Annotated in this window: 15 protein-coding genes; 11 read left to right on the forward strand and 4 right to left on the reverse strand. The window is 44.5% G+C overall.

The genetic code is table 11. The features are described from left to right. Positions 1-72: 72 nt before the first annotated feature. The 3 genes from murJ to csaB all read right to left on the reverse strand — a co-directional run bounded on the left by murJ (position 73) and on the right by csaB (position 4,133). On the reverse strand, positions 73-1,590 hold the full coding sequence (gene murJ / locus ACH6CZ_RS09295; RefSeq protein WP_374097151.1) for a murein biosynthesis integral membrane protein MurJ: 1,518 nt from the start codon (positions 1,588-1,590) through the stop codon (positions 73-75). Positions 1,591-1,838: 248 nt separating this feature from the next. Beyond that, the gene (locus ACH6CZ_RS09300; RefSeq protein WP_374097152.1) at positions 1,839-3,005 is read right to left on the reverse strand and encodes a glycosyltransferase family 4 protein; all 1,167 of its coding nucleotides are present in this window, start codon (positions 3,003-3,005) and stop codon (positions 1,839-1,841) included. Between the two features lie 18 nt (positions 3,006-3,023). Continuing rightward, positions 3,024-4,133, reverse strand: coding sequence for a polysaccharide pyruvyl transferase CsaB (csaB, locus tag ACH6CZ_RS09305; protein WP_374097153.1), 1,110 nt, complete (start codon positions 4,131-4,133; stop codon positions 3,024-3,026). Between the two features lie 330 nt (positions 4,134-4,463). Here csaB and ACH6CZ_RS09310 point away from each other — a divergent pair, with 330 nt between their 5' ends. The 9 genes from ACH6CZ_RS09310 (at position 4,464) to ACH6CZ_RS09350 (ending at position 17,158) form a co-directional block, all read left to right on the forward strand. After that, positions 4,464-5,180, forward strand: coding sequence for a WecB/TagA/CpsF family glycosyltransferase (locus tag ACH6CZ_RS09310; RefSeq protein WP_374097154.1), 717 nt, complete (start codon positions 4,464-4,466; stop codon positions 5,178-5,180). Positions 5,181-5,373: 193 nt separating this feature from the next. Next, positions 5,374-6,651, forward strand: coding sequence for a nucleotide sugar dehydrogenase (locus ACH6CZ_RS09315; RefSeq protein ID WP_374097155.1), 1,278 nt, complete (start codon positions 5,374-5,376; stop codon positions 6,649-6,651). A gap of 12 nt (positions 6,652-6,663) precedes the next feature. Further along, positions 6,664-7,545 (forward strand): UTP--glucose-1-phosphate uridylyltransferase GalU, encoded by an 882-nt coding sequence (galU, locus tag ACH6CZ_RS09320; protein ID WP_374097156.1) that lies wholly within the window; start codon positions 6,664-6,666, stop codon positions 7,543-7,545. 590 nt (positions 7,546-8,135) lie between these two features. Then, a complete protein-coding gene (locus ACH6CZ_RS09325) occupies positions 8,136-9,251 on the forward strand; it encodes a glycosyltransferase family 4 protein (protein WP_374097157.1) in 1,116 nt (371 codons plus the stop codon). 19 nt (positions 9,252-9,270) lie between these two features. Continuing rightward, the gene (locus tag ACH6CZ_RS09330; RefSeq protein ID WP_374097158.1) at positions 9,271-10,635 is read left to right on the forward strand and encodes an O-antigen ligase family protein; all 1,365 of its coding nucleotides are present in this window, start codon (positions 9,271-9,273) and stop codon (positions 10,633-10,635) included. Positions 10,636-11,486: 851 nt separating this feature from the next. Beyond that, a complete protein-coding gene (locus ACH6CZ_RS09335) occupies positions 11,487-14,621 on the forward strand; it encodes a SwmB domain-containing protein (protein ID WP_374097159.1) in 3,135 nt (1,044 codons plus the stop codon). A gap of 492 nt (positions 14,622-15,113) precedes the next feature. Next, positions 15,114-15,335 carry a JAB domain-containing protein gene (locus tag ACH6CZ_RS09340; protein WP_374097160.1) on the forward strand — a complete coding sequence of 74 codons (222 nt, stop codon included), beginning with the start codon at positions 15,114-15,116 and terminating at the stop codon, positions 15,333-15,335. Between the two features lie 42 nt (positions 15,336-15,377). Then, positions 15,378-15,917 (forward strand): hypothetical protein, encoded by a 540-nt coding sequence (locus ACH6CZ_RS09345; RefSeq protein WP_374097161.1) that lies wholly within the window; start codon positions 15,378-15,380, stop codon positions 15,915-15,917. Between the two features lie 155 nt (positions 15,918-16,072). Continuing rightward, positions 16,073-17,158: a YheC/YheD family protein gene (locus tag ACH6CZ_RS09350; protein WP_374097162.1), complete on the forward strand. Its 1,086-nt coding sequence runs from the start codon at positions 16,073-16,075 to the stop codon at positions 17,156-17,158. A 45-nt stretch (positions 17,159-17,203) separates the two neighbouring features. Here the strand turns inward: ACH6CZ_RS09350 and ACH6CZ_RS09355 are convergent, their stop codons facing one another. Beyond that, a complete protein-coding gene (locus ACH6CZ_RS09355) occupies positions 17,204-17,875 on the reverse strand; it encodes an SGNH/GDSL hydrolase family protein (protein ID WP_374097163.1) in 672 nt (223 codons plus the stop codon). 354 nt (positions 17,876-18,229) lie between these two features. On the opposite strand from ACH6CZ_RS09355, the gene ACH6CZ_RS09360 reads away from it, so the two are divergent. Then, positions 18,230-20,380 carry an S-layer homology domain-containing protein gene (locus tag ACH6CZ_RS09360; RefSeq protein WP_374097164.1) on the forward strand — a complete coding sequence of 717 codons (2,151 nt, stop codon included), beginning with the start codon at positions 18,230-18,232 and terminating at the stop codon, positions 20,378-20,380. Positions 20,381-20,448: 68 nt separating this feature from the next. Next, on the forward strand, positions 20,449-20,910 hold the full coding sequence (locus ACH6CZ_RS09365) for a hypothetical protein (protein ID WP_374097165.1): 462 nt from the start codon (positions 20,449-20,451) through the stop codon (positions 20,908-20,910). The last annotated feature ends 70 nt before the right edge of the window (positions 20,911-20,980 follow it).

The raw sequence follows: 20,980 nt of genomic DNA on the forward strand, positions 1-20,980 counted from the left end.
CACGCCGAACGCCCAGACCCGGCCCAACGCAAAACAAAAAGACAGCGCCACAGCGCTGTCTCAAATCAAACCCTATACTGCCTTCCGCCGCTTAACGAGCCCAAGCAAACGGTTAAACCCATCACGATAAAACACCCGCAACAGCACCGCATACACGACAATGCCAAGCGGAACAAGGATCGCCAGCTGAATCAGTGAATAAAGACCAGCTACAAACCCAACCTGGCCTAGTCCCCATACGGCAGCACCCATCGCAGCCGCCGGAATCAGCGCACGCGTGACCATTCTCCAAAGTTTCCGCGATTCATGCTTATCAAATCCGCGGTACACCACAATCAATGACACCGTCAGATAATACAGCGACACCATCGAGCTCGCAAAAGCAAGCGCCGGGTAGCCGTACTCATCAACGAGCAGCATATTCAGCACCACATTAATCGCAATCGTGGTCACACTGATGCGGAACACAATCGCGGTCTTGCCCTGCGCGTACATCGACTTCGACACAATGAACTGCAGCCCCTGAAACACAATCATCGGCAGGTAAAACAGCAGCGCAAGATACGTCGCGCGCGTATCCTCTGCAGAGAACGCCCCCCGCTCATAAATGAACGACAGCGCCTGCTCACCGACAACCAATAATCCAACTGCAATCGGAAGTAGTGTTAAAAATGAAATCTCAAGCCCTTTGAAAAAGGTATTCTGAAATTGTTCTTTCCGATCAATCTGTTCAGATAAAAGGGTAAAAATAATCGCACCAATCGTCGTTGCATAAATCGCATTCGGGATGTTCACTAAAAGGGAAGCGTTATTCAAGTATGTAACCGCCCCCTCAGTCGTCCCCGACGCAAACGACTTATTTACCAGCATATTAATCTGTCCAACCACTGAATTTAAAAGTGATGGAATGATTAATACAATAAAAGCTTTTCTGAAATCAACGCCTACTTTTGCAGTAGGACGCCACTGAAACCCGCTTCGTAAAAGGAAAAAGGCCTGAATCAGAATCCCAAGCACCGTTCCGAACACAAAGCCGTACGCCAGACTGTTGATGCCCCATGTATCCGCAAATAAAATGGCAAACACAGCACCCATTAACGTCGCAAGCAGTTTCGAAACCTGAGACGGAACAAAGATTCTTCTAGCCTGTAAATATGACTCCAGAATACCATTCAGCGCAATCGCCACCATCGCAACGAAGAAGATCTGCGTAATCTGTACAGCCACTTCCTCAGTCCGCGGCGTCATATCCTGGAACATGAGCGGCACAAAATATTTCGCTGTAAAGAAGCCGGCCACTGACACCACAGCGAACAACAGCACCGTCACATTCATAATGCCATTCGCATCTTTCTCCGTCGCGTCAGACGCCTCTTTTTTCTTCTTCACATATAAAGGTAAAAACACATTATTAAAACCATTGGCAATCATCGCGACAACCAGCGTAATAAAAGAAAATGCCAGCAGGTAACCATCCGTCAGCTCAGTCGCCCCGAACTTCGCGGCAATAATACTCTCCCGCAGAAACCCCGAGAGCTTCAGCACAAGCGCCAGCATCGTAATCCAGATCGCGGTCTTCTTCAAACTCATAGTAGGACTCCTAACTTTATTTGTTCCACCGAAGTCAGGGTCAGACCCAGACTTCGGTATTAGCCCTTCATGCAGTTGGGAAACTTGCTTGTTAACCAACTGCATGAAGGGCATAGGTTGTGTAGTGGAAAGCGGGGGATAGCTTTCTTCATCCGAGGAGCGAAGTCTGGGTCTGACCCAGACTTCGCTCGCTCACCCCACCAAAAATCCCCCGCCGCCAACTGGCAGCGGGGGACCGTCATCACTCTTTAATAAGCATCTTTATAAATCTTCTCAAATTTCTCAGCAGCCGCAAAGTGTGAATATTCATCCACAATCTTCTGGCGTGCGCGGCCTGCCAGGGTCTGTCCGTAATCCGGATTATCAAGCAGCTCAATCATCGCTTCAGACAGCGCTTCAACATCCTGGTCCGGTACAAGCAAACCGTCAACGCCGTGGTCAACGATTTCTTTCAGTCCACCAACTGCACATGCAATCAGTGGGACACCTGAACCCATCGCTTCAAGTGCTGAAATCGAAGTCGCTTCTTCAACGCCTGCAGAGTGAACACTTGGTACAAGCACAACATCACTCAGTGCATAATATTCCTTCATCACGCTATGATCCACCGCGCCAAGCAGCTTCACATTGTCATGCAGGTTATGTTCATCAATCAGACGCTTCATTTCCTCAAGTGCTTCACCCGTTCCGGCAAAAACAACTTTTGCTTCCGGATGCTCTTCAAGCACGGCTGGAAGTGAGCGGATCGGATAAGTCACACCGTTTTTCGCAGTCAGACGGCGTGGTACGAAGAAGATTTTTTCATCTTCACCGAAGCCGTACTTCTCACGGTACTCGCTGCGTCGCTCTGTTTCCGGCTTGAAGCCTTCCACGTCGATAAAGTTTTTGATCATGTGACCGTCAACGCCGGCAACTTCTTTGACATAATCCTTAATCCGCGTATCAACCGTAATCACAGCGCGCGTGCCTTTAAAAGAAAGCACTTCAGCACGGAACATTTCCTCAGCAGACTTGCTGCCTTCAGCAACTGCGCCGCGGCTGATGCCTTCGCGCGTCAGGTAGCCGTGCACCGTTGAGACAACCGGCAGGCCTGATTTCAGTGATGCAAGCGTTGCGAATGCATCCTGCGCGTTGATGATGTGATAACCTTTATGCTTGTTTGCTTCGATCAGCTTCACAAGAAAATCTCTTCTGCGCTTCAGCGTCCAGTGATAGCCGACACCTTTTGATACTTTATTTAACACAAATGACGGTCCGCGTGCAGTCAGATACTGCGTCTTTTTTGGAACATCCGTGAATGACAGAATATCCACCTCGTGGCCGCGTGATTCAAGGCCGGCTTTTAGCGTCGTCATATGCGTCGACAGTCCGCCAAGGTGCGGATAATCGTTCGCAGTCGTAAGTAAAATCTTCATGCTGTACCTCCAAAAGATTTATTTGCCAAAATGTTTGTTCAATAGAACCAGGTTTTCCATTGCATCGCTGCGCATTGCATCCACGCGTGGTGCCATCTTCGACTTCTCATCTTCAGCATTGTCTAAAAGGTGAATCGCATTTTCAACCAGCTTGTCGCTGTCCAGTTCTTCTAATCTAAATGAATATGGCCACATACCTGAGCGGTTCAGCAGACTCTCAACCTTCTTGTCATAGCTGATCCCAACGTGCGGTACATTTGACAGCGCTGAGAAAATCAATGCGTGCAGGCGAAGCGCAATTGTAATATCACATTTTGAAATGAAGTTCAGATACTGAGACGGCGTTGCGTCACGCTCTAACATCATCGTCTTGTCAGAGTGCTTCATATGCTTTTTCACATCTTCAGAAGCCGTCACATCATATTTACCTTCCATCGGTACAAAAACAGGCGTCACGCCGCGCTTTTCAATCAGCTCATCCAGCGATTTCGCAAGCTTTTCATAGTACTCTTCATTTGTAAACCATGGTCGCACCGACACCGCTGCAAGCGTCTCATCACCTTTTAAAGGAAGAGATTTATACAGTCTGTCATCATCAGAAGGCTTCATGCCAAACACGATATCAGCTGTTACAACCGTTTCAGGCTTCGTCACACCAAGCTTCTCCAGATAATCTTTCGAATACTGGTCACGTACCGTCACGAAATCCGCTTTATTCGCAAGCGTGCGCATGAGGAATTTCCCCCATTTAGATGTAACCGGCCCGATCCCCTGAGAGAAGAACATCACTTTTGTGCCAACCAGTTTCGCTAAAAGGACAACGAGTAAGTAGTAAGGAAGCGGTCCGAACAGAAATTTCGTCGGATACGTATCCTGCAGCAGACCGCCGCCGCCTGAGATCAGCACGTCCGCTTTACGGAGTGCGCGGATCTTCATCTTATTCTGATGACGCCAACCGCGGTAAATGCTGTGAACGTTATGTGTCTTCGCAGTCTCCTCAGGCGAAAGCGACAGCACCGTAATCTGCGGCTTGTCCACCTCACTGCGGATATTATCAATAATCGATTTTAAAATAGCCTCATCACCGGTATTACCCAGTCCATAAAAGCCTGAAATTACAATTTTCAAAGGGTAGAGCTCCTTTCATTCGTTAGCTTGCCCGGCAGAATGGGGTTTGTAGAGGCGGGTCTGTCCCGGGTCTACGTGCCCGGCCGGTGGGTAAGTAACACCTTACCGTTTCTCAAAACATCATTATAACAGAACTTGCTAAAAATCACCCCAAATTCTTGAACCTGTTACCAAAATGATAAATTTGGTGAAAAAGAAACCTTTTTCACAATAATTGCGTCAGATCAGTTAGACAGGCTGATGCAGGGTGAAATTGAATCTGCTATAATGATAAAATGGATTTTGGCGGATGATGTCAAAATCAGACATATCTAAAAGAGGGATACAACCATGAACCAGTTCAAGGAAGAATATTTAGGCGTAAAGGTTTCAGCACTCAACTACGCTGAGATCCTGTCTGAAATCGACAATAGGATACAGGAGGGCGAGCAGTCAACGGTCATTGCTGTGAACCCCGAAAAAGTCATTAAAGCGCAGGACGATCCGGAAATTAAGCGGTTAATTAACGAATCGACGTTTCAAATACCCGACGGAGCGGGTATTCTCCTTGCGTCCAGGTTAAAAAAAGGAAAAATCAGAAACCGCGTCACCGGCATCGATATGATGGACCACCTGCTCGGCCACGCATCCAAGCAGGGCTACCGCGTGTTCTTTTACGGCGCAAAAGAAGAAATCGTGAAAAAAGCGCGTGACAACATCAAAGAAAAATACCCGGCACTCCACGTTGCCGGCTATGCAAATGGGTACATTAAAGACAACGACGCTTTGATTGAGGAAATCAACAAAACCAAAGCGGATATCGTCTTCGTTGCAATGGGCAGCCCAAGACAGGAATACTGGATCGAACAAAACCGCGCTCAGCTGAACGCAAAAGTATTCCAGGGCGTCGGCGGCAGCTTCGACGTCTTCTCAGGCACCATCCCGCGCGCACCACACCTCTTCAGACGCCTCGGCCTCGAATGGCTGTATCGTTTGATGAAGGAACCATCAAGATGGAAGAGACAGATGGCGCTGCCGAAGTTTTTAGTGAAGGTGTTGAGAGGGTAGTGGGGTGAACGAAGTTGGGGTCTGACCCAGACTTCGCAGCGTCCGATCCGCCAGCCGCGGCCCAGCACCAAACACTTGTAACAAAAACTTAAATTGATTTTTCTCTACTATAATATAAGATTCAACAGTGGGAGCGAAGTCTGGGTCTGATCCTCACTTCGCCAGCCAATCTACAAAAAGAAGGAGAACTCCAATGGCACAGAAAATTTGCGTGGTAGGGCTTGGATATATCGGCCTGCCGACTGCCGTGATGTTCGCGAACCATGGTGTACGCGTACACGGTATGGATATCAATGAAAAAGCAGTGAATATGATTCAGAACAAACAGCTTCATATAGAAGAAAACGGACTTCAGGAAAAGCTTGAGCAGGCAATTGATGACAAGCTGCTGACCGTTTCAACATCACCTGAAAAGGCGGACGTTTTTATTATCGCCGTGCCTTCTCCAATCAGAGAAGACAAAACTGCGAACCTTGAGTATGTCAGAAAAGCAACGGAATCAATCGTTCCTTTTGTTGAAAAAGGCAACCTGGTCATCCTTGAATCAACGGTTCCACCGAAAACAGTTGAGAACATCATGATGCCTGAGCTCATTAAGACAGGTCTTGAAATCGGCACTGAGCTGTTCGTGTCACATTCACCTGAGCGCGTGATTCCGGGTAAAGTGTTCGAGGAGCTTGTCTCAAACGACCGCATCGTCGGCGGAATTAATGAAGAATCAAGCCGCATGACAACAGAGCTGTACCGCACATTTGTAAAAGGAACGATCCACGAAACAGATGCGACAACGGCTGAGCTTGTAAAAGTCATGGAAAATACTTACCGCGATGTGAATATCGCATTTGCCAATGAGCTTGCGAAAATCGCTGATAAAATTGGCGTCAACATCTGGGAAGCAATCCGCCTGGCGAACTTCCACCCACGCGTGAACATTCATATGCCGGGTCCTGGGGTTGGTGGTCACTGCATCGCAGTTGATCCGTGGTTCCTTGTTGAGCTGAACCCTGAGCTTGCGAAAATCATTCACCTCTCACGTGAGACAAATGACGGTATGCCGCAGTACACAGCGGATATGGCAGCAAGCATTCTGCAGGCAAAGCAGATCAAGTCACCAAAGCTGACTGTACTTGGTCTTGCGTTTAAAGGAAACATTGACGATATGCGTGAAAGCCCGTCGCTTGATGTGCTGCGCCATTTAGAGGAGAAGACGTTAGACGTCACTGCCTATGACCCGCACATTAAAGAAATCCAGCTGAAAAACCAGACGGCATCAGTCGAAGAAGCATACGGGCATGCGGACGCGCTGCTGATCCTGACTGACCATAACGTGTTCAAGGAAATGGATCCGAACGAAATTGCCGGTATGGTCCGCACAAAAATCGTGATTGATACGAAAAACTGTATCAGCCGTGACAAGTGGGAAGCGGCAGGGTTCGAAGTGTACACATTAGGAGATTCAAAAAATCGCTAAGGGGTGCCACATATGACACGTAAAGTAAAAAAAGCCATCATTCCGGCTGCGGGCCTTGGAACACGCTTCCTGCCCGCAACCAAAGCTATGCCAAAAGAAATGCTGCCGATCGTTGACAAGCCAACGATTCAGTACATCGTCGAAGAAGCCATCGAATCAGGCATCGAAGACATCATCATTGTAACCGGTAAAGGCAAACGCGCCATCGAAGACCACTTCGACCACGTGCCGGAGCTCGAACAGAACCTTTTGGCAAAAGAAAAGTTTGAATTATTAGAAGCTGTGCAGAAATCAACAAATATGGTAGATATCCATTATATCCGCCAAAAGCAACCGCTCGGACTCGGTCATGCCATCTGGTGTGCGCGCAAGTTCATCGGTGCAGAACCATTCGCCGTCTTACTCGGTGACGACGTCGTCCAGGCTGATACGCCTTGCCTGAAGCAGATGATGAACGTATTCGAAGAACGCGACTCCTCAGTCTTAGGCGTCATGAGCGTTCCAGACGATCAAACCCACCGCTACGGCATCATTGATCCCGTAGAACAGGAAGGTCGTCTCATACACGTCAAAGAATTCATAGAAAAACCAAAACAGGGCACAGCACCATCCAATAAAGCCATCATCGGCCGCTACATCTTCACGCCCGAGATCTTCGACTTCCTGGAAGCCCACGAAATCGGAGCCGGCGGAGAAATCCAGCTGACAGATGCCATCCAGAAACTCAATCTGGACCAGGAAGTACTCGCCTATGAATTTGAAGGCCACCGCTACGACGTCGGCGAACAAAGAGGCTTCGTCGAAACCACCATCGAATTCGCCCTCCAGCGCCCTGAGCTGAAGGAGCATATCGTGGCATATATGAAAGAAAAGCTGAAGGAACTAGAAAGGTAGAGACGGGTCTGCGTTTACGGTCGGTAGGGAGCAGCGAAGTGAGGGTCAGACCCAGACTTCGGTCCTAATATTGGCACAGATTGCAGTTCCAGAGGGGGACGCTTTCCGCAGGGCGTGCGGTGAGCCTCCTCGACGCTGCGCGTCTGCGGGGTCTCACCTGCCACGCTTCTCCTGCTGGAGTCGCCCCCTCTTCCGCTGCAATCTGTGCAGTGCAATCAAAGTTGATGGGTTATCTGCAGTCAGTAAGCCATCAGCTTACTAGTTCTATCAAATTTATTAAAATTAAATAAAGTTAGGAAACTCGAACTTTTTTCTCTATATAACAAAGAAGAACAGAGTAGAGTTCCACCATACAGAGTTGACCGGAGCGGAAGGCGGTGACTCCGGGACGATAAGTTGGAAGCTGAGACCCCGCAGGCTTGCCGAGGAGGCTCAGCAACAACCGTCCGGAAAGCATCCGCCTGGAGCGCAGGTCAACGGTTCCCAGCGTAGACCCGGGGCAGACCCGGGTCTACAACCCCCGCAACCAAGCGGTTCTCAAAAGTGAAGTCTGGGTCTGACCCAGACTTCACACCAGAAAGGAGGCACACATGAACATCCATCTAATCGCCAACATGTACCCGTCAGACGCTTACCCAAGCTACGGCGTATTTGTTCAGAATACAGAAAAAATCCTGCAGGACGCGGGCTTTACTGTCACAAAAACGGTTATGCAAAAGAAAACCGGCAAGCTGCAGAAGCTGATCCAGTACGGACTTTACTACGCAACAGTTCTCCGTGAGGGACTTTCCGGGAAGCATGATGCACTGTATGTCCATTATGCTGCCCATAACGCCCCTCCGCTGTTGCTGCTTAAAAAGCTGAAGCCAAATGTGAAAATTGTAACGAACGTTCACGGTTCGGACGTGGTGCCGGAAGTGGCTTCACAGGAAAAGTTTCAGCCTTATGTGAAAAAGCTGATCAGGCAGTCTGAGATGGTGCTCACACCGTCGAATTATTACCGTGATCTGGTCATTGAAAAATATCAGCCTGACACGCAGATCCGCATTTTTCCATCAGGCGGGGTTAACAAAGGTGTATTCTACCCGGCGCCTGAGCAGGACACTGCTTTTAGAAAAGAGCTTAGTCTTTCTGAGACGGCGAGATATATCGGCTATGTTGGCCGGCTTGATGTCGGTAAAGGCTGGGAAGTATTTCTGAAGTCGATCGCCCATTTAAAAGAGCATGCCCCTGAAGCGATTGAAGGTGTGCGTTTTCTTGTAGTGGGGTCTGGTAAGGATGATGAAGCGTATGAGCAGCTTGTTAATGAACTGCAGCTGCAGGATCATATTGACCGTTTCAAGCTGATGCCGCAAAAGGATCTTGTAAAAGTATTTAATATAATAGAAGCTTTCATTTTCCCGACGAAGCGAAAAGGTGAGAGTCTCGGGCTTGTGGGGCTTGAGGCGATGGCGTGCGGTACACCAATTATTGCAAGCCGTATCGGCGGGATATTAGATTATACGGAAGAAGGAAAGAACGGTATGCTGTTTGATGTCGGGGACCACCAGGCACTCTCATCCCATATTGAAAGCTTTCTGCAGATGCCTGCCAAACAGCAGGCAGACATGCAGCAGGCAGCACTCGGAACAGCAGCTCAGTATGAAACATCACAGATCAGTCACCTGTTAGTCGAAGCTTTTGAAGAACTACAGCAAAACAAATGAGAATTGAGGTAACTTATTTATGCATCAAAATCGGTCGTTTCTCGTATGGATGATCGCATTTATTGCGCTCCAGCCCGTCGTTGACGTATTAACAACGATTTCTGCAGGCTCAAGCATCACTGCAGGAATTGTGCTTAGATTTCTTTATATGGCCGCAATGATCGTCATTGTCCTGATGATGATGAGAAAAAGCCGTATGGCGAAGATCTTTTTCTGGTATTTAGCAGGTCTCGCAGCACTGATCGCCATAAATCTTGGCGTGAACCTGGCTGTAAAAGATCCGTACTTACTGTTTGAAGAACTGAAATTCTTTAACAAAGTTGTGTATCTGCATATTGTCTTATTTGGTCTGATCTTAATCTACAGACAGCTTGTGGCAATGGGTGACGATGTGATGGAGCGTACGAAAAAAATGTTTTTCTACTCCTCACTGATCATCAGCTTTGTGTTCATCGTCTCACTGATCACAGGGACAAGCCTTGAAAACTATCGCTGGTCAAAAATCGGTTTCACCGGCTGGTTCTATGCCGGAAATGAAATCGGTGCGATCATGGCAATTATCATTCCAGTCGTTGCAATGGTAGCGATCCATCAGATGACGTCCTGGAAAAAGTGGTATGTGTGGATCCCATTCGTGCTGTTCGCATTCTCAATGCAGATGCTTGGCACAAAAGTAGGCTACGGGGCAGTCATCATTGCACTCGCAGCATCAGTGCTTGCAGTCGGCTGGCAGCATTTTATGGTCGAAAAGAAAGCGAAATGGAAAGCAAATCTCGGCATGCTTGCTGTATTATTTGCTTTAACAGCAGTGACATCACCATTTACACCGACATTCCATAATGTCGGCGCGCATATTGATTTGCTTGAAATTGACTGGGGACAATCATCATCAGACCCTGAAGATCCTGAAGCACCTGAGGAAGACGCACCTGAAGAGGATGAAGGTGTCACAAGCGAACAAATGCAGAACCTGATCTTCTCAAGCCGTGAAGTCTACCTGCAGGATTTCGTTGATGATTTCGCTTCAGCGCCGTTACTGCAGCAAATGTTCGGAATGGGCTTTGCCGGAAACTATGAAGTGGACGAAAGACCAACGATGATTGAGATGGATTACTACGATATCTTCTTCTCATTCGGCATCATCGGATTTATCTACTTTATGGCACCAATCATATTCTTCCTTTTCCTCATTGCGAAAAGGCTGATTACAAGATTCAAAGAAACAATGACAATCGACAATATCCTCTGGGGTACGTCACTTGTGCTTGCACTCGGTATCGGTGCAATGGCAGGACACGTGTTTACAGCCCCGGCTGTGACGATCTACTTTGCAGCGGGACTTGCGGTTGTACTGGTGAATAATCGATTGATTAAAGTTAAATAGAATGAAAGCCTGCAGGGAGTTGAACTCTTTGCAGGCTTTTTCTTTGTAAGTTTGGCTGATGTTCTGTACTCCAGGAGGACGCTTTCCGCGGGGAACGCGCTGAGCCTCCTCGAACTTCGTCCTGCGGGGTCTCAGTTGTCGGTCGTATCCCGCTGGAGTCGCCTCCTTCCGTACAGAACATCAGCTGTGCAGGGAGAAAGATGGAGTTTAATATTTCTAATCACACAAAGGGGGGATAATATGTATATTTTATTTGCTTTTTTAAGCACATACAGAGTGCAGCGGAGCGTAGGGCGGTGACTCCGGGACGATAAGTTGGAAGGTGAGACCCCGCTGGTTTGCCGAGGAGGTTCAGCAACAACCGTCCAGAAAGCATCCGCCCGAAGCGCAGCGAAACGATGATCGGCACCTGACAAATAATATGAATCTCTTATTTTATGTGGGTAATAAAAAACTTTTATTTTTTCCGAAAAGTCAGTACTGTTACAGCTTTAACAAGGCAACAATCCCACTAATGTAAAAAAATAGCGTTTTATGTGGTTTTAGTCCTAACTTAAGTGGTATATTAGTAGTGGGAACTTACCGGATCAAAAGAATATTAACGACATATTTAATCGAAATGACATCTTTCAGCAAAAAACTGAATTATTATTGTAAATATAAGTTGATATTCTCATATGATTTGGTAAAATGATAGTTGAGTTTAATTTATTTCCATTCTGTCAGTCTGCAAACCTACATAATCTTAATGGGTTGCATTCTTTTGAACCACAAATTACTTATTGCTGGCAGAAAAGAAAGATTAAATTCCTATTTAAAAATGAACCACAAAACAAGGAGGAAACACACACATGGCTTATCAACCTAAGTCTTACAAAAAGTTCGTAGCAACAGCTGCGACAGCTACTCTAGTAGCATCTGCTGTAGCACCAGCTGCTTCAGCTAACGTACAAACTGCAGCATTTACGGACGTAGCTCCACAATATGCTGAAGCAATCGACTGGTTAGTATCAGAAGGATACACTTCTGGCAAAACTGAAACTTCTTTCGGTGTAGCTGAGTCTATCACTCGTGGTGACGCTGCGATCATCCTTGCACAGGCTGCTGAACTTCTTGATGAAGAAGCACCATCTGCAGGATTTACAGATGTTCCTGCTCGTGGAGCTCTTTACATCAACTCACTATTTGCTGCTGAAGTAGTAAATGGTAAATCAGCTACTCAATACGGATTTGCTGACAACATCACTCGTGGTGAAATGGCTATCCTTGTTGCTAACGCATTTGGTCTTACTGGAGATGCAACTGATCTTCCATTCACAGACGTTAACGATCGTTATGCAGCAGCAGTAGCAGCTTTATTCGATAACGGAGTAACTTCTGGTGTATCTGCTACACAATTCGGAACTGACCGTGACATCACTCGTGGTGACTTTGCTCGCTTCATCTATGCAGCAGCAGACGCAGCTGGTCTTGTTGATCCTGTTGAAGAACTTCCAACAATCGACGCTCTTGAGTTCAACGAAGAAGGTGACATGTTCACACTTACTTTCTCTGAACTTCCAGAAGGTGCAGATCTTGACTGGGTTCTTGAAAACTATGACGTACTTGTAAATGGCGAAATGCCTTCTGCAGAAGTACTTGAAGCACTTATGCTTGAAATCACAGACGTTGATGGAAATGTTGTAACTGTTTCCCATACGGATCTTGATGAGCTAGGCCTTGAAGGTGAAGAAGTAACACTTTCAATTGGTGGCGCTGAGGATACTTATGTGTTTGAAGTAGCTGTTGATCCAATGGTTGAGAGTGTAATGGCGGTTAACCGTTCTATCAACTCAACTGACTCAATCGTAATTGACTTTGGAACTGAGCTTTCAGACGCTTCTATTCCATCAAACAATGACTTTGAAGTACGTGTAAATGGTCAGAACGTAAATGTTCTACCTAACCTTGAAGTACAGGGAGAAAACCTGATTCTTACGCTAAGTGGTTCAGCAATCACTGACAACGAAGATGAAGTACGTATTGATTACACTCCTGGTACAAACCTTGTAACTAGCGTTTCTGGCGGAGAATTCACTGGCACTCTAGTTAACCGCGTAGTAGAAATGATGCCAGCTGTAGTTGAGCCGGCAACAATGGTAGAAACTGAACTACTTCCGGATGCAGATGTACTAGTTGAATGGGATCCTTCTGAATCAGAAACTGATGTAGCTGAATCTCAATCTTTACAGGTTTCTGTTAACGGTGGAAACTTTGTAACTGAAGAAACTTTCAGTAATATTACAACTGATTCTTACGAGTACAATGGCCGTGATGGTGATGTTGTAGAATTCCGCGTACTAACGTTTGGTGAAGATGGTCAGGTAGCTGTTTCTGAAACTTCAGAAGCTGTAACACTTGATGGGCAAGAGCCAGAACTAGTAAACGGTACAGTAAACCGTGATGAGCTAGTTCTTACATTTGATGAGAACTTTGATCTTGATACAACTGTAGATGCTACAGACTTCACTGTTTCTTCTGAAGATGGTATTGACGCTACAGGAACTGATGTAACGGTTGAAGGAAATATGGTTACTGTTGAACTAGATAGAGATATTCTAACTAGTGAAGACAATGTAACAGTATCTTATACTGGTTCTGAACTTGTTGACGAAGCAGGAAATGCAGTAGATGTTACTGATGAAGACATTGATAACATCACTCTTTCTAACGAAGAAGAATTCGAAGCTGGTGTTTCAGTAGCATTTGAAGATACTGTATACCAAGTTTATGACCTTGCAGACACTAGCGTTATTGACGATGCAGCTACAATTCGTGTAATGGGTCCAGACGGTGAAACTTCAACTGTTGCACGCGATCTATACGATGGAACTAGCAGTGAAGATGGACTACTATTTGATGTTACTCAAGAAGCTGGTCTTTACACTTACACAATTACAACTGGTCAAGGTGGAGGAACACCTGAAGTATTTACAGCGGTAATTGAGTGGGATGGTATCGAAGCAATCTTCTCAGACAATGTTAGTGAAACAGCTGGCGATTCTTCTAACTTTGATCTTTACTTAACTGAAGATGACGTTGCTTCTGATGACAACCTAGATGAAATTGTTTCAGTGTATTACTATGAGCAAACTAGTGGTGATTGGGTTGCTGCTAACGATGGCGTAGTAGATTTTGATGCTGATTCAGTATCGATTGACCAAGATGAAGCTGGCCCATTTGAATTACTAGTAGATTATGGTGATGGAACTTACTACTCTACTACAATTGAAATGCCAGAAGATTCTCGTCCAGAAATCGAAGATGCAGAAGTAAATGAAGCTGGAACAGCTTTCACAGCTACTTTCAGTGAAGACATTGCAACGATCGATATCGATGAAGATTCAGAGAATCCTTTCACAGTTCTAATTGATGGTGTAGAAGCAGACGTTGCTACAGTAAGCAATGCTGGTACTGCAAACGAACTTCTATTTACTTTCGAAGAAACTGTTGATATCAAAGCTGATGCTACTGTTACAGTAAGCTACGATGCAGATGCTAATGAAGTTGACAATGTAAATGTACTTGAAGATCTTAATGGTAATGAAGCGGAAAGCTTTGACGGTTATGTAGTAGATAACAGCTCAGCTGCTCCAGAACTATTAACAGCTACAACAGGTAGCCTTAATGCTAATACGATTGAACTGAAATATGACGAAGCAATTCGTGTAGCATCAACTATGAACGTTGATGGAGATGATTTCAGAGTGATGATTGGTGGAGCGCCTGTTCAAGTTACAAACTTTGCTATTGTTGACACTACTCCAGGTGGAGATCCGATCTTAGATCCTGATGTTGAAGACACAATTCAACTTACACTTGCAGTAGATGTACCAAACAATGTTAGTGTTTCTGTAACTTATAATGGTATGGCTATTCAGGATAATTCAGGTAATACAATTCCTGCAATTACAAACCAAACAGTTCTTAATCTTAACCAAAACTAATTTTGAAACTAAATTCATCTCTCTTTTGAATAAAGAGATGTAATAAACGAGTGATGGCCATGTGCTGTCACTCGTTTTCTTTTCTCAAAATGGAATAAATCCCCTTGTAAGGATATATTATTTTTATGATCAGTAAAATGTAATGTGTATTCATCAAACCCTAATTCCTATGTGGAGTTAGGGTTATTTTAATTGGAGGGATCATCATGAATCAATATGTCAACGCACCAAAAAAATGTACAGCACTGATAGAAGAGTCAATTAAAACGCTGCCACCCCAAACGGATTAACATCGTTTCATTAAGAATAGTCAAAGAATCCAGTATTCTTTACAAAGACCGTTCGGTCAGATCACCTGAAGATGTATATCAGATGATGAATCAATTCCTAGAAGACTTAGATCAGTAAGCTTTCATTGTTATCAACCTAGATACAAAAAATCAGCCGGTATCTATTAGTGTCTGTCACGTAGGGAGCTGAAATGCTAGTCTTGTGCATCCTAGGAAGGTTTTGAAATCAGCTATTCTATCAAATGCTGCTTCTCTTCTAGTAGAACATAACCATCCTTCAGGCGAACCTTCACCATCAATTGAAGACATAAATGTGACCGAAAGATTAAAAGAAGCAGAGAAGATTGTCGGCATTGATCTACTCGATCACATCATCATTGGAGAGAATAAGTTTATTTCGCTAAAAGAAAAAGGTTATCTGTAGGAGGAAACTTTTACGGAGGAGTTAGATTGGTTCATCCAAGTAATGAAAAAGGAATTTGATCTGACGATCATTAAAGCTGACATTGGCTATGAAGGAGTGGAATTACATGTAGAGGAAATCGATCAGGCATTAGTGCCAGTCGAGTATTTAGAAAATGTGCCGGATGCGTTACGGTTTGAAACAATGCTTGTCTATGATCCGAAAGGTAATGACTGGCTAGGCGCAATTGCATTGTATCCTGTAACAAAGGAATGGCTTATGCAGGTCATTTTAAAAAATGGTCATTCTTTATACAGAAGAAAAGTGACTGACAATGAAGAAATCGACGAAGCTACAGGATTTTTTGAATCGGAAATCATGAGTGAAGAAGAACTGGTTGAACTACTGCTTGATGAAGCAATCATTTCAGAAGTGGAAGTAAACTTTGAGAAATCAAGCGTGGCATACAGTCTATTCCTAATGCTCGATCCAGGGAAATCGTTGAAGATTACATGGACTATCTTGAAGAACTGGTTTCTATACTGGAACAATCTCACGACAGAAGTAGTTGGAAGCCAGTCCCTGTGTCAGACACAATTCTGATAATTAACTACAATTTAATCAAAAGTATTCTCTTAAGTGAGAAGGCTGTTTTTTAAGGTAATAATAAAGAGCGAGGTATTGTTCATCTGTTTTATGATTAGCTTTTTGCTATATAATAAAACTATTGAGATTTTTACATAGAAGGACTGATTTTATTGAAGTTCGGAGTTTATAATGACAGAAAACACCCGCTTAGTATTTTATCGAAGGAGCGGATTAAAAGTTATTTGAAGCAGACAGAAGAGCAAAACGCAGAATTGTTTTTCTTTGAAATTGACAATGTGCATTTTGAAACTTTTGAAATTATGGGCACTTTTTTTGAGGAAAAGCAATTGGTGCATAGGTTGACTTCTTTTCCAGACCTTATTTTAAATGAATCTTCTACTTCATATGACAAAGTAAAAGACAGAGAGAAAGAATTAAAACTAAAGAGTGAAATACCCTTTATCTCTCACTTAATCGGAGACAAATTGTTGATTGATCATATATTAAGAACATCAAATCAATTTGAAGAATATCTGATACCGTCTGCGCCCTTAACCAGTTTTAAAGATGTATTTGAAATGCCTCATCCTTTGGTACTTCTAAAACCAACAAATTCAGGTAAGGGGCAGGGTATACATATTTTAAAAAAGGTTAGTGAGACCAGATTTCTTCATATAACTGGCGATCAGAAAAAACAGATACCAGTATTACAATTTAAAAAACTGATATCTGAGCTGAAAAGACAGGGAAACTACATGGTTCAGCCTTATATCACTTCCAGGACGAAGGAAGGTAATACGTTTCATATGAGAGTTCATTTGATCAGAAATCTTGAAGCAAAATGGGTCTGTCTGATTGTTCTTGCCGATGTTGCTGAGCCCGGGAGATATACGAGTAATTATAAGGGAAATACGACGATAAGAGGAATAGATTTTTTGGTGCAGCAATATGGCATCAACGGGGACAACGTTTATAACAGACTGGAAAAACTGTCGTTGCAGATTGCGGACGAGATTGATCATTACTATCCTTTCACAATAGATGAACTCGCAATGGATTTCGCAATTACACCGGAGAAAGAAATTAAATTCTTTGAAGCAAACACAGGGCCAGAGATCATTGCTTTTGCTGAAGAAAGAGAAAATGAGCGCGCATTCCACAGGATTGGCTATGCGAAAACGATTGTAAAGGCATTGGAGAAGACACCTTTAGAGGACAGAAAGGGCAAACATTTCAAGATTACAGCCAAAAAGTAAAAGAACGATAATGCGAATTAACATCGCATGTCGTTCTTTTTTATGTTAACTTCCTATGTTAGCAATAAACCCTGCCCCATAAAATCCCATCCACTCATACCCTCGATCATTCGGATGCACCCCATCATATGTAAAAGCAGACAATGTCAGCTGGGTAAATCCACTTTCTCTATACATATCACAAACCGGAATACCGTTTAGTTCACCAATTTGAGTGATGGCATTCGCATAGTTAATTAAGCGGTGGCCGGCGGCGTTGGTGAAGTTCACATCATAGCCGGAGTGATCGCGTTGCAGTGGAGTGAAAAGGACAATACGGATTTCCGGTTTGTCTTTGAGTATGTGTTCAATTAAATCCCGGTAGGCGCAGTAGAAAATTCTTGTGTCAAAATCGGTGTCACCAATTTGACCGGGTTCTCCTATAGGGACGTTGAGTTTGAAATCATTGGTGCCGTCAGCAATGATGACAAGGTCATAAATCTGATAGAAGCTGACGCTTTTGCCGGTTTTGTTCGTCCCGTCACCATTAGCGCTTCCATTGGCCATTGGTCTGCCGCTGACGCCGAAATTATCATAATCCTCAAAACCTAGTAGTTCTTTCATCCATGATTGAAATCCTTTTGCAATTTGATCTGTATCGCCGTAGACCTTTCCATTCTGCCTGACAATACTGTCACCGAGCGAAACAAATCGTTTACCTTCCCAGAAATTTTGCATTAATATGTCCCGCCTTCAGATAATCTTACTGTTAACTTTTCCCTTAAGTTGTGAAGTGAAAATAGTGTATAGGTAAGGAGGAGGGATACTTGATCCTGTTTGGCCCATCTTTCATACTTATATATAGTCTAAAACAAGTATATACAACCCCTCAATTAATCCATTTTACTCTTAATTCAAACCATTCATTTCTGCTCATTCTTTTCCAAAATAGGTCCGTTATAATAGTAAATGGTCCTGAGAAATCAAGACTTTTATCAGCTGACCCTGGGAATTCGTTACTAAATGATACGTTTTGCCGTGGGTTCAGAGGGTAAGCATGTTTGTAGAACCGTTAAGGAGGAATTTTAACCTATGGCTTATAACCAGAATTATAAAAAGTTTGTAACAACTGCTGCTACAGCGACATTAGTAGCATCTGCGGTGGCTCCGGCTGCTGCTGCGAATGAGGTTTCAACCGCTTCATTCACTGATGTATCTGACCGCTACAGTGAGGCAGTAAATTACTTAGTGGAAAATAACCTGACTTCAGGTTTAACTGAATCAAAATTTGGCGTATCTGAAACGATCAAGCGTGGAGATGCAGCAATTATTCTTGCAAGAGCACTTGAACTTCAGAACGAAGATGCACCTGCTTCTGGTTTCTCTGATGTACCGGAGCGTGGCGCGCTTGCAATCAACTCTTTAAAAGAAGCTGGCGTGATCAATGGTAAGTCAGCGACTAACTTTGGTTTCAATGATGAAATCACGCGTGGTGAAATGGCGCTGATCCTGACAAAAGCAAACGCTTATGCGCTTGAAGGTGACGCTGACAACATGACTTTCACTGATGTAAACAGTCGTTACGCTGAAGCAGTTGCTGCTTTAGTGGAAGCTGGCATTACACAGGGAACGTCTGAAACTCAGTTCGGTACAAACAACAGCATCAAGCGCGGCGACTTCGCGATCTTCGTATATCGTGCTGAAATGCAGGATACTGAAGAAACAGAAGAAGAAGCGGCACTTCGCATTGCTGGTGAAGCAGTTGTAACGGCTGAGAGCAGCCTTCTGGCTGAAGATGTGGCAGCTGCAGCTGAACTTGTGGCAGCACTTCCTGCTTCAGATGACAAAACACTTCTTGAAGCACGCGTTGCAGATGTAGAAGAGCAGATCGCTGACATCATCTCAGATGTAAATGATGCAACAACACAGCTGACACTATTCAGAGCAATTAATCAGACACCATTCACTGGCGTATACGATGATTATATTGCTGAATACTTTACAGCACTCGAAGGCACAGACTTCCAAACAACTGCAGAGATCCAGACTGCAATTGACGCAGTAAATACAGTTCAGCTTGAAGCAGATGTAACAGCTGCTGAAGATGCACTTGCACTTGTACTGGATGTAACTGCAGACGACGCTGACCTGAGCAGCCTTGACGAGAATGCTTTCAACGATGCAGTAGAAGCAGCACAGGAAGCAATTGATGTACTTCCGGCTGATTTCGTATCAGGTGATGATGAAGAGCCTGCAGCAGCACTTCTTCAGGCAGAGCTTGATGAGCGCGTTGAAAACTTCAATAACTATGTAAATGTGGTATGGCCAATTCTGAACGCGTCAAATGACCTTGAGCTTGTAGAAGCATTAGCTTCATTTGACAATGTAGAAGAATATAATCTTGATGAGTACGACTTCACTGGTGCAGTAACAGTAGAAGAAATCCAGTACGAAATCGACTTCTCAAATGCTGAAGTAGCGGTTAACGCATATGCTTCAACTGCTGATGAAGACATCACACAGGAAGACATTGACGCGCTTGTGGCAATGGTTCCAATGACTGGTGTACTGAATGAAAATGAGGAGCCGACTTATACAACTGAAGAAGCAGCTCTGATCTCAATCATTGACGGTTACCAAGCTAAACTTGACGAACTGAATGCAAACGCAACTGCAATTGCAGAAGCTGAAGCAGCACAGGAAGCATACCTTGCAGCCGGCGGTCTTGAAGAGGATGCGTTATACGTTGCAGTAACAGATGCAATTACAGCAGAAGACTTCACTGCACTTGAAACAGCAACTGAAGCACTTGTCGCTGAAACAGAAGCAATGATCTTCTTCACTGACCTGACTACTGCTGAAACAGCTGAAGAGCTTGAAGCCCTTCTTGTTGAGCTTGAAGTAGCGGATTACAACGGTCTGACTTCAGCACAGCGCCTTGAAGTAGCAGAGCGCTTCCTTCCAGTTGTAACTGATAAAGAAGCTAACTTTGCAGATGCAGACGCAATCGCTGTTGACCTTGCTGCATTTGTAACGACTGAAGGCACAGGCTATCTTGAGCTGATTGCAGCTGTAAACGGTGCAACTTCAATCACTGCTACAAGAGATGCACTTGCTGCACTTGAAATAGAAGCATTCGATTCTCTATCAGCATCAGCAAAGCTTGACGCTGCAGAAGTAGTTCTTGATAACAAGCCTGAAGAAGGCTATGAAACAATTGCAGACATCACTGCAAACTTTTAAGATTGATAAACTTGAAAAGAGCTGGCCGGCTGGCTGGCTCTTTTTAAAATAAAAGGAGGCAAATCTACATGAACAGCATCAGACTGCATAACACCCCCGGAAAACACCTCAACATTACTTCCGGCGACACGCTCAACCACTCACTTGATCTCAATGTACCCGGCAAAACAATCGAATCAGAAAACGAACTTGAAACAACATTGATCGAACTAGGACACGACGACTTCATTAACCTTGGCAGAGCAGGACGAGCGTGGGTGATCAATAGAGCCGAAGATGAATCACAAATCGATGCATTGATCGCAACGCTTATTAAAACAATCAGCAATGTACTTTGTGCTGAAAACGTAGAAGAAGCGGAGCGTCAACTAAGAGTACTGGGTATCCCCGTAGAATATAAAAATACTCTGACCATGCTTACAGAGAACAATCATGCTGTTACCACACTGACACAGCTGAAAAAACTGATTGCAGAATACGAAGCGCAGTCAGCAGCACCTCAAGCCAGTCCTACTGTGGAAATAGACTGAAGTCTGGGTCAGACCCAGACTTCAGTCCTTTGTTTACCAAGTGCACATAGGGCAAAGTGCGGAGCTGGAT

Origin of the sequence: Jeotgalibacillus sp. JSM ZJ347 (assembly GCF_044383825.1) — a bacterium.
GTDB lineage: Bacteria > Bacillota > Bacilli > Bacillales > Jeotgalibacillaceae > Jeotgalibacillus.

What these genes read in the sequence shown, in the direction of transcription:
- ACH6CZ_RS09335 (WP_374097159.1), top strand. Translation starts at nt 11,487, where the DNA reads ATGGCTTATCAACCTAAGTCTTACAAAAAGTTCGTAGCAACAGCTGCG.
- ACH6CZ_RS09325 (WP_374097157.1), top strand. Translation starts at nt 8,136, where the DNA reads ATGAACATCCATCTAATCGCCAACATGTACCCGTCAGACGCTTACCCA.
- galU (WP_374097156.1), top strand. Translation starts at nt 6,664, where the DNA reads ATGACACGTAAAGTAAAAAAAGCCATCATTCCGGCTGCGGGCCTTGGA.
- murJ (WP_374097151.1), bottom strand. Translation starts at nt 1,590, where the DNA reads ATGAGTTTGAAGAAGACCGCGATCTGGATTACGATGCTGGCGCTTGTG.
- ACH6CZ_RS09360 (WP_374097164.1), top strand. Translation starts at nt 18,230, where the DNA reads ATGGCTTATAACCAGAATTATAAAAAGTTTGTAACAACTGCTGCTACA.
- ACH6CZ_RS09330 (WP_374097158.1), top strand. Translation starts at nt 9,271, where the DNA reads ATGCATCAAAATCGGTCGTTTCTCGTATGGATGATCGCATTTATTGCG.
- ACH6CZ_RS09365 (WP_374097165.1), top strand. Translation starts at nt 20,449, where the DNA reads ATGAACAGCATCAGACTGCATAACACCCCCGGAAAACACCTCAACATT.
- ACH6CZ_RS09355 (WP_374097163.1), bottom strand. Translation starts at nt 17,875, where the DNA reads ATGCAAAATTTCTGGGAAGGTAAACGATTTGTTTCGCTCGGTGACAGT.
- ACH6CZ_RS09345 (WP_374097161.1), top strand. Translation starts at nt 15,378, where the DNA reads ATGAAAAAGGAATTTGATCTGACGATCATTAAAGCTGACATTGGCTAT.
- ACH6CZ_RS09310 (WP_374097154.1), top strand. Translation starts at nt 4,464, where the DNA reads ATGAACCAGTTCAAGGAAGAATATTTAGGCGTAAAGGTTTCAGCACTC.
- ACH6CZ_RS09300 (WP_374097152.1), bottom strand. Translation starts at nt 3,005, where the DNA reads ATGAAGATTTTACTTACGACTGCGAACGATTATCCGCACCTTGGCGGA.
- ACH6CZ_RS09315 (WP_374097155.1), top strand. Translation starts at nt 5,374, where the DNA reads ATGGCACAGAAAATTTGCGTGGTAGGGCTTGGATATATCGGCCTGCCG.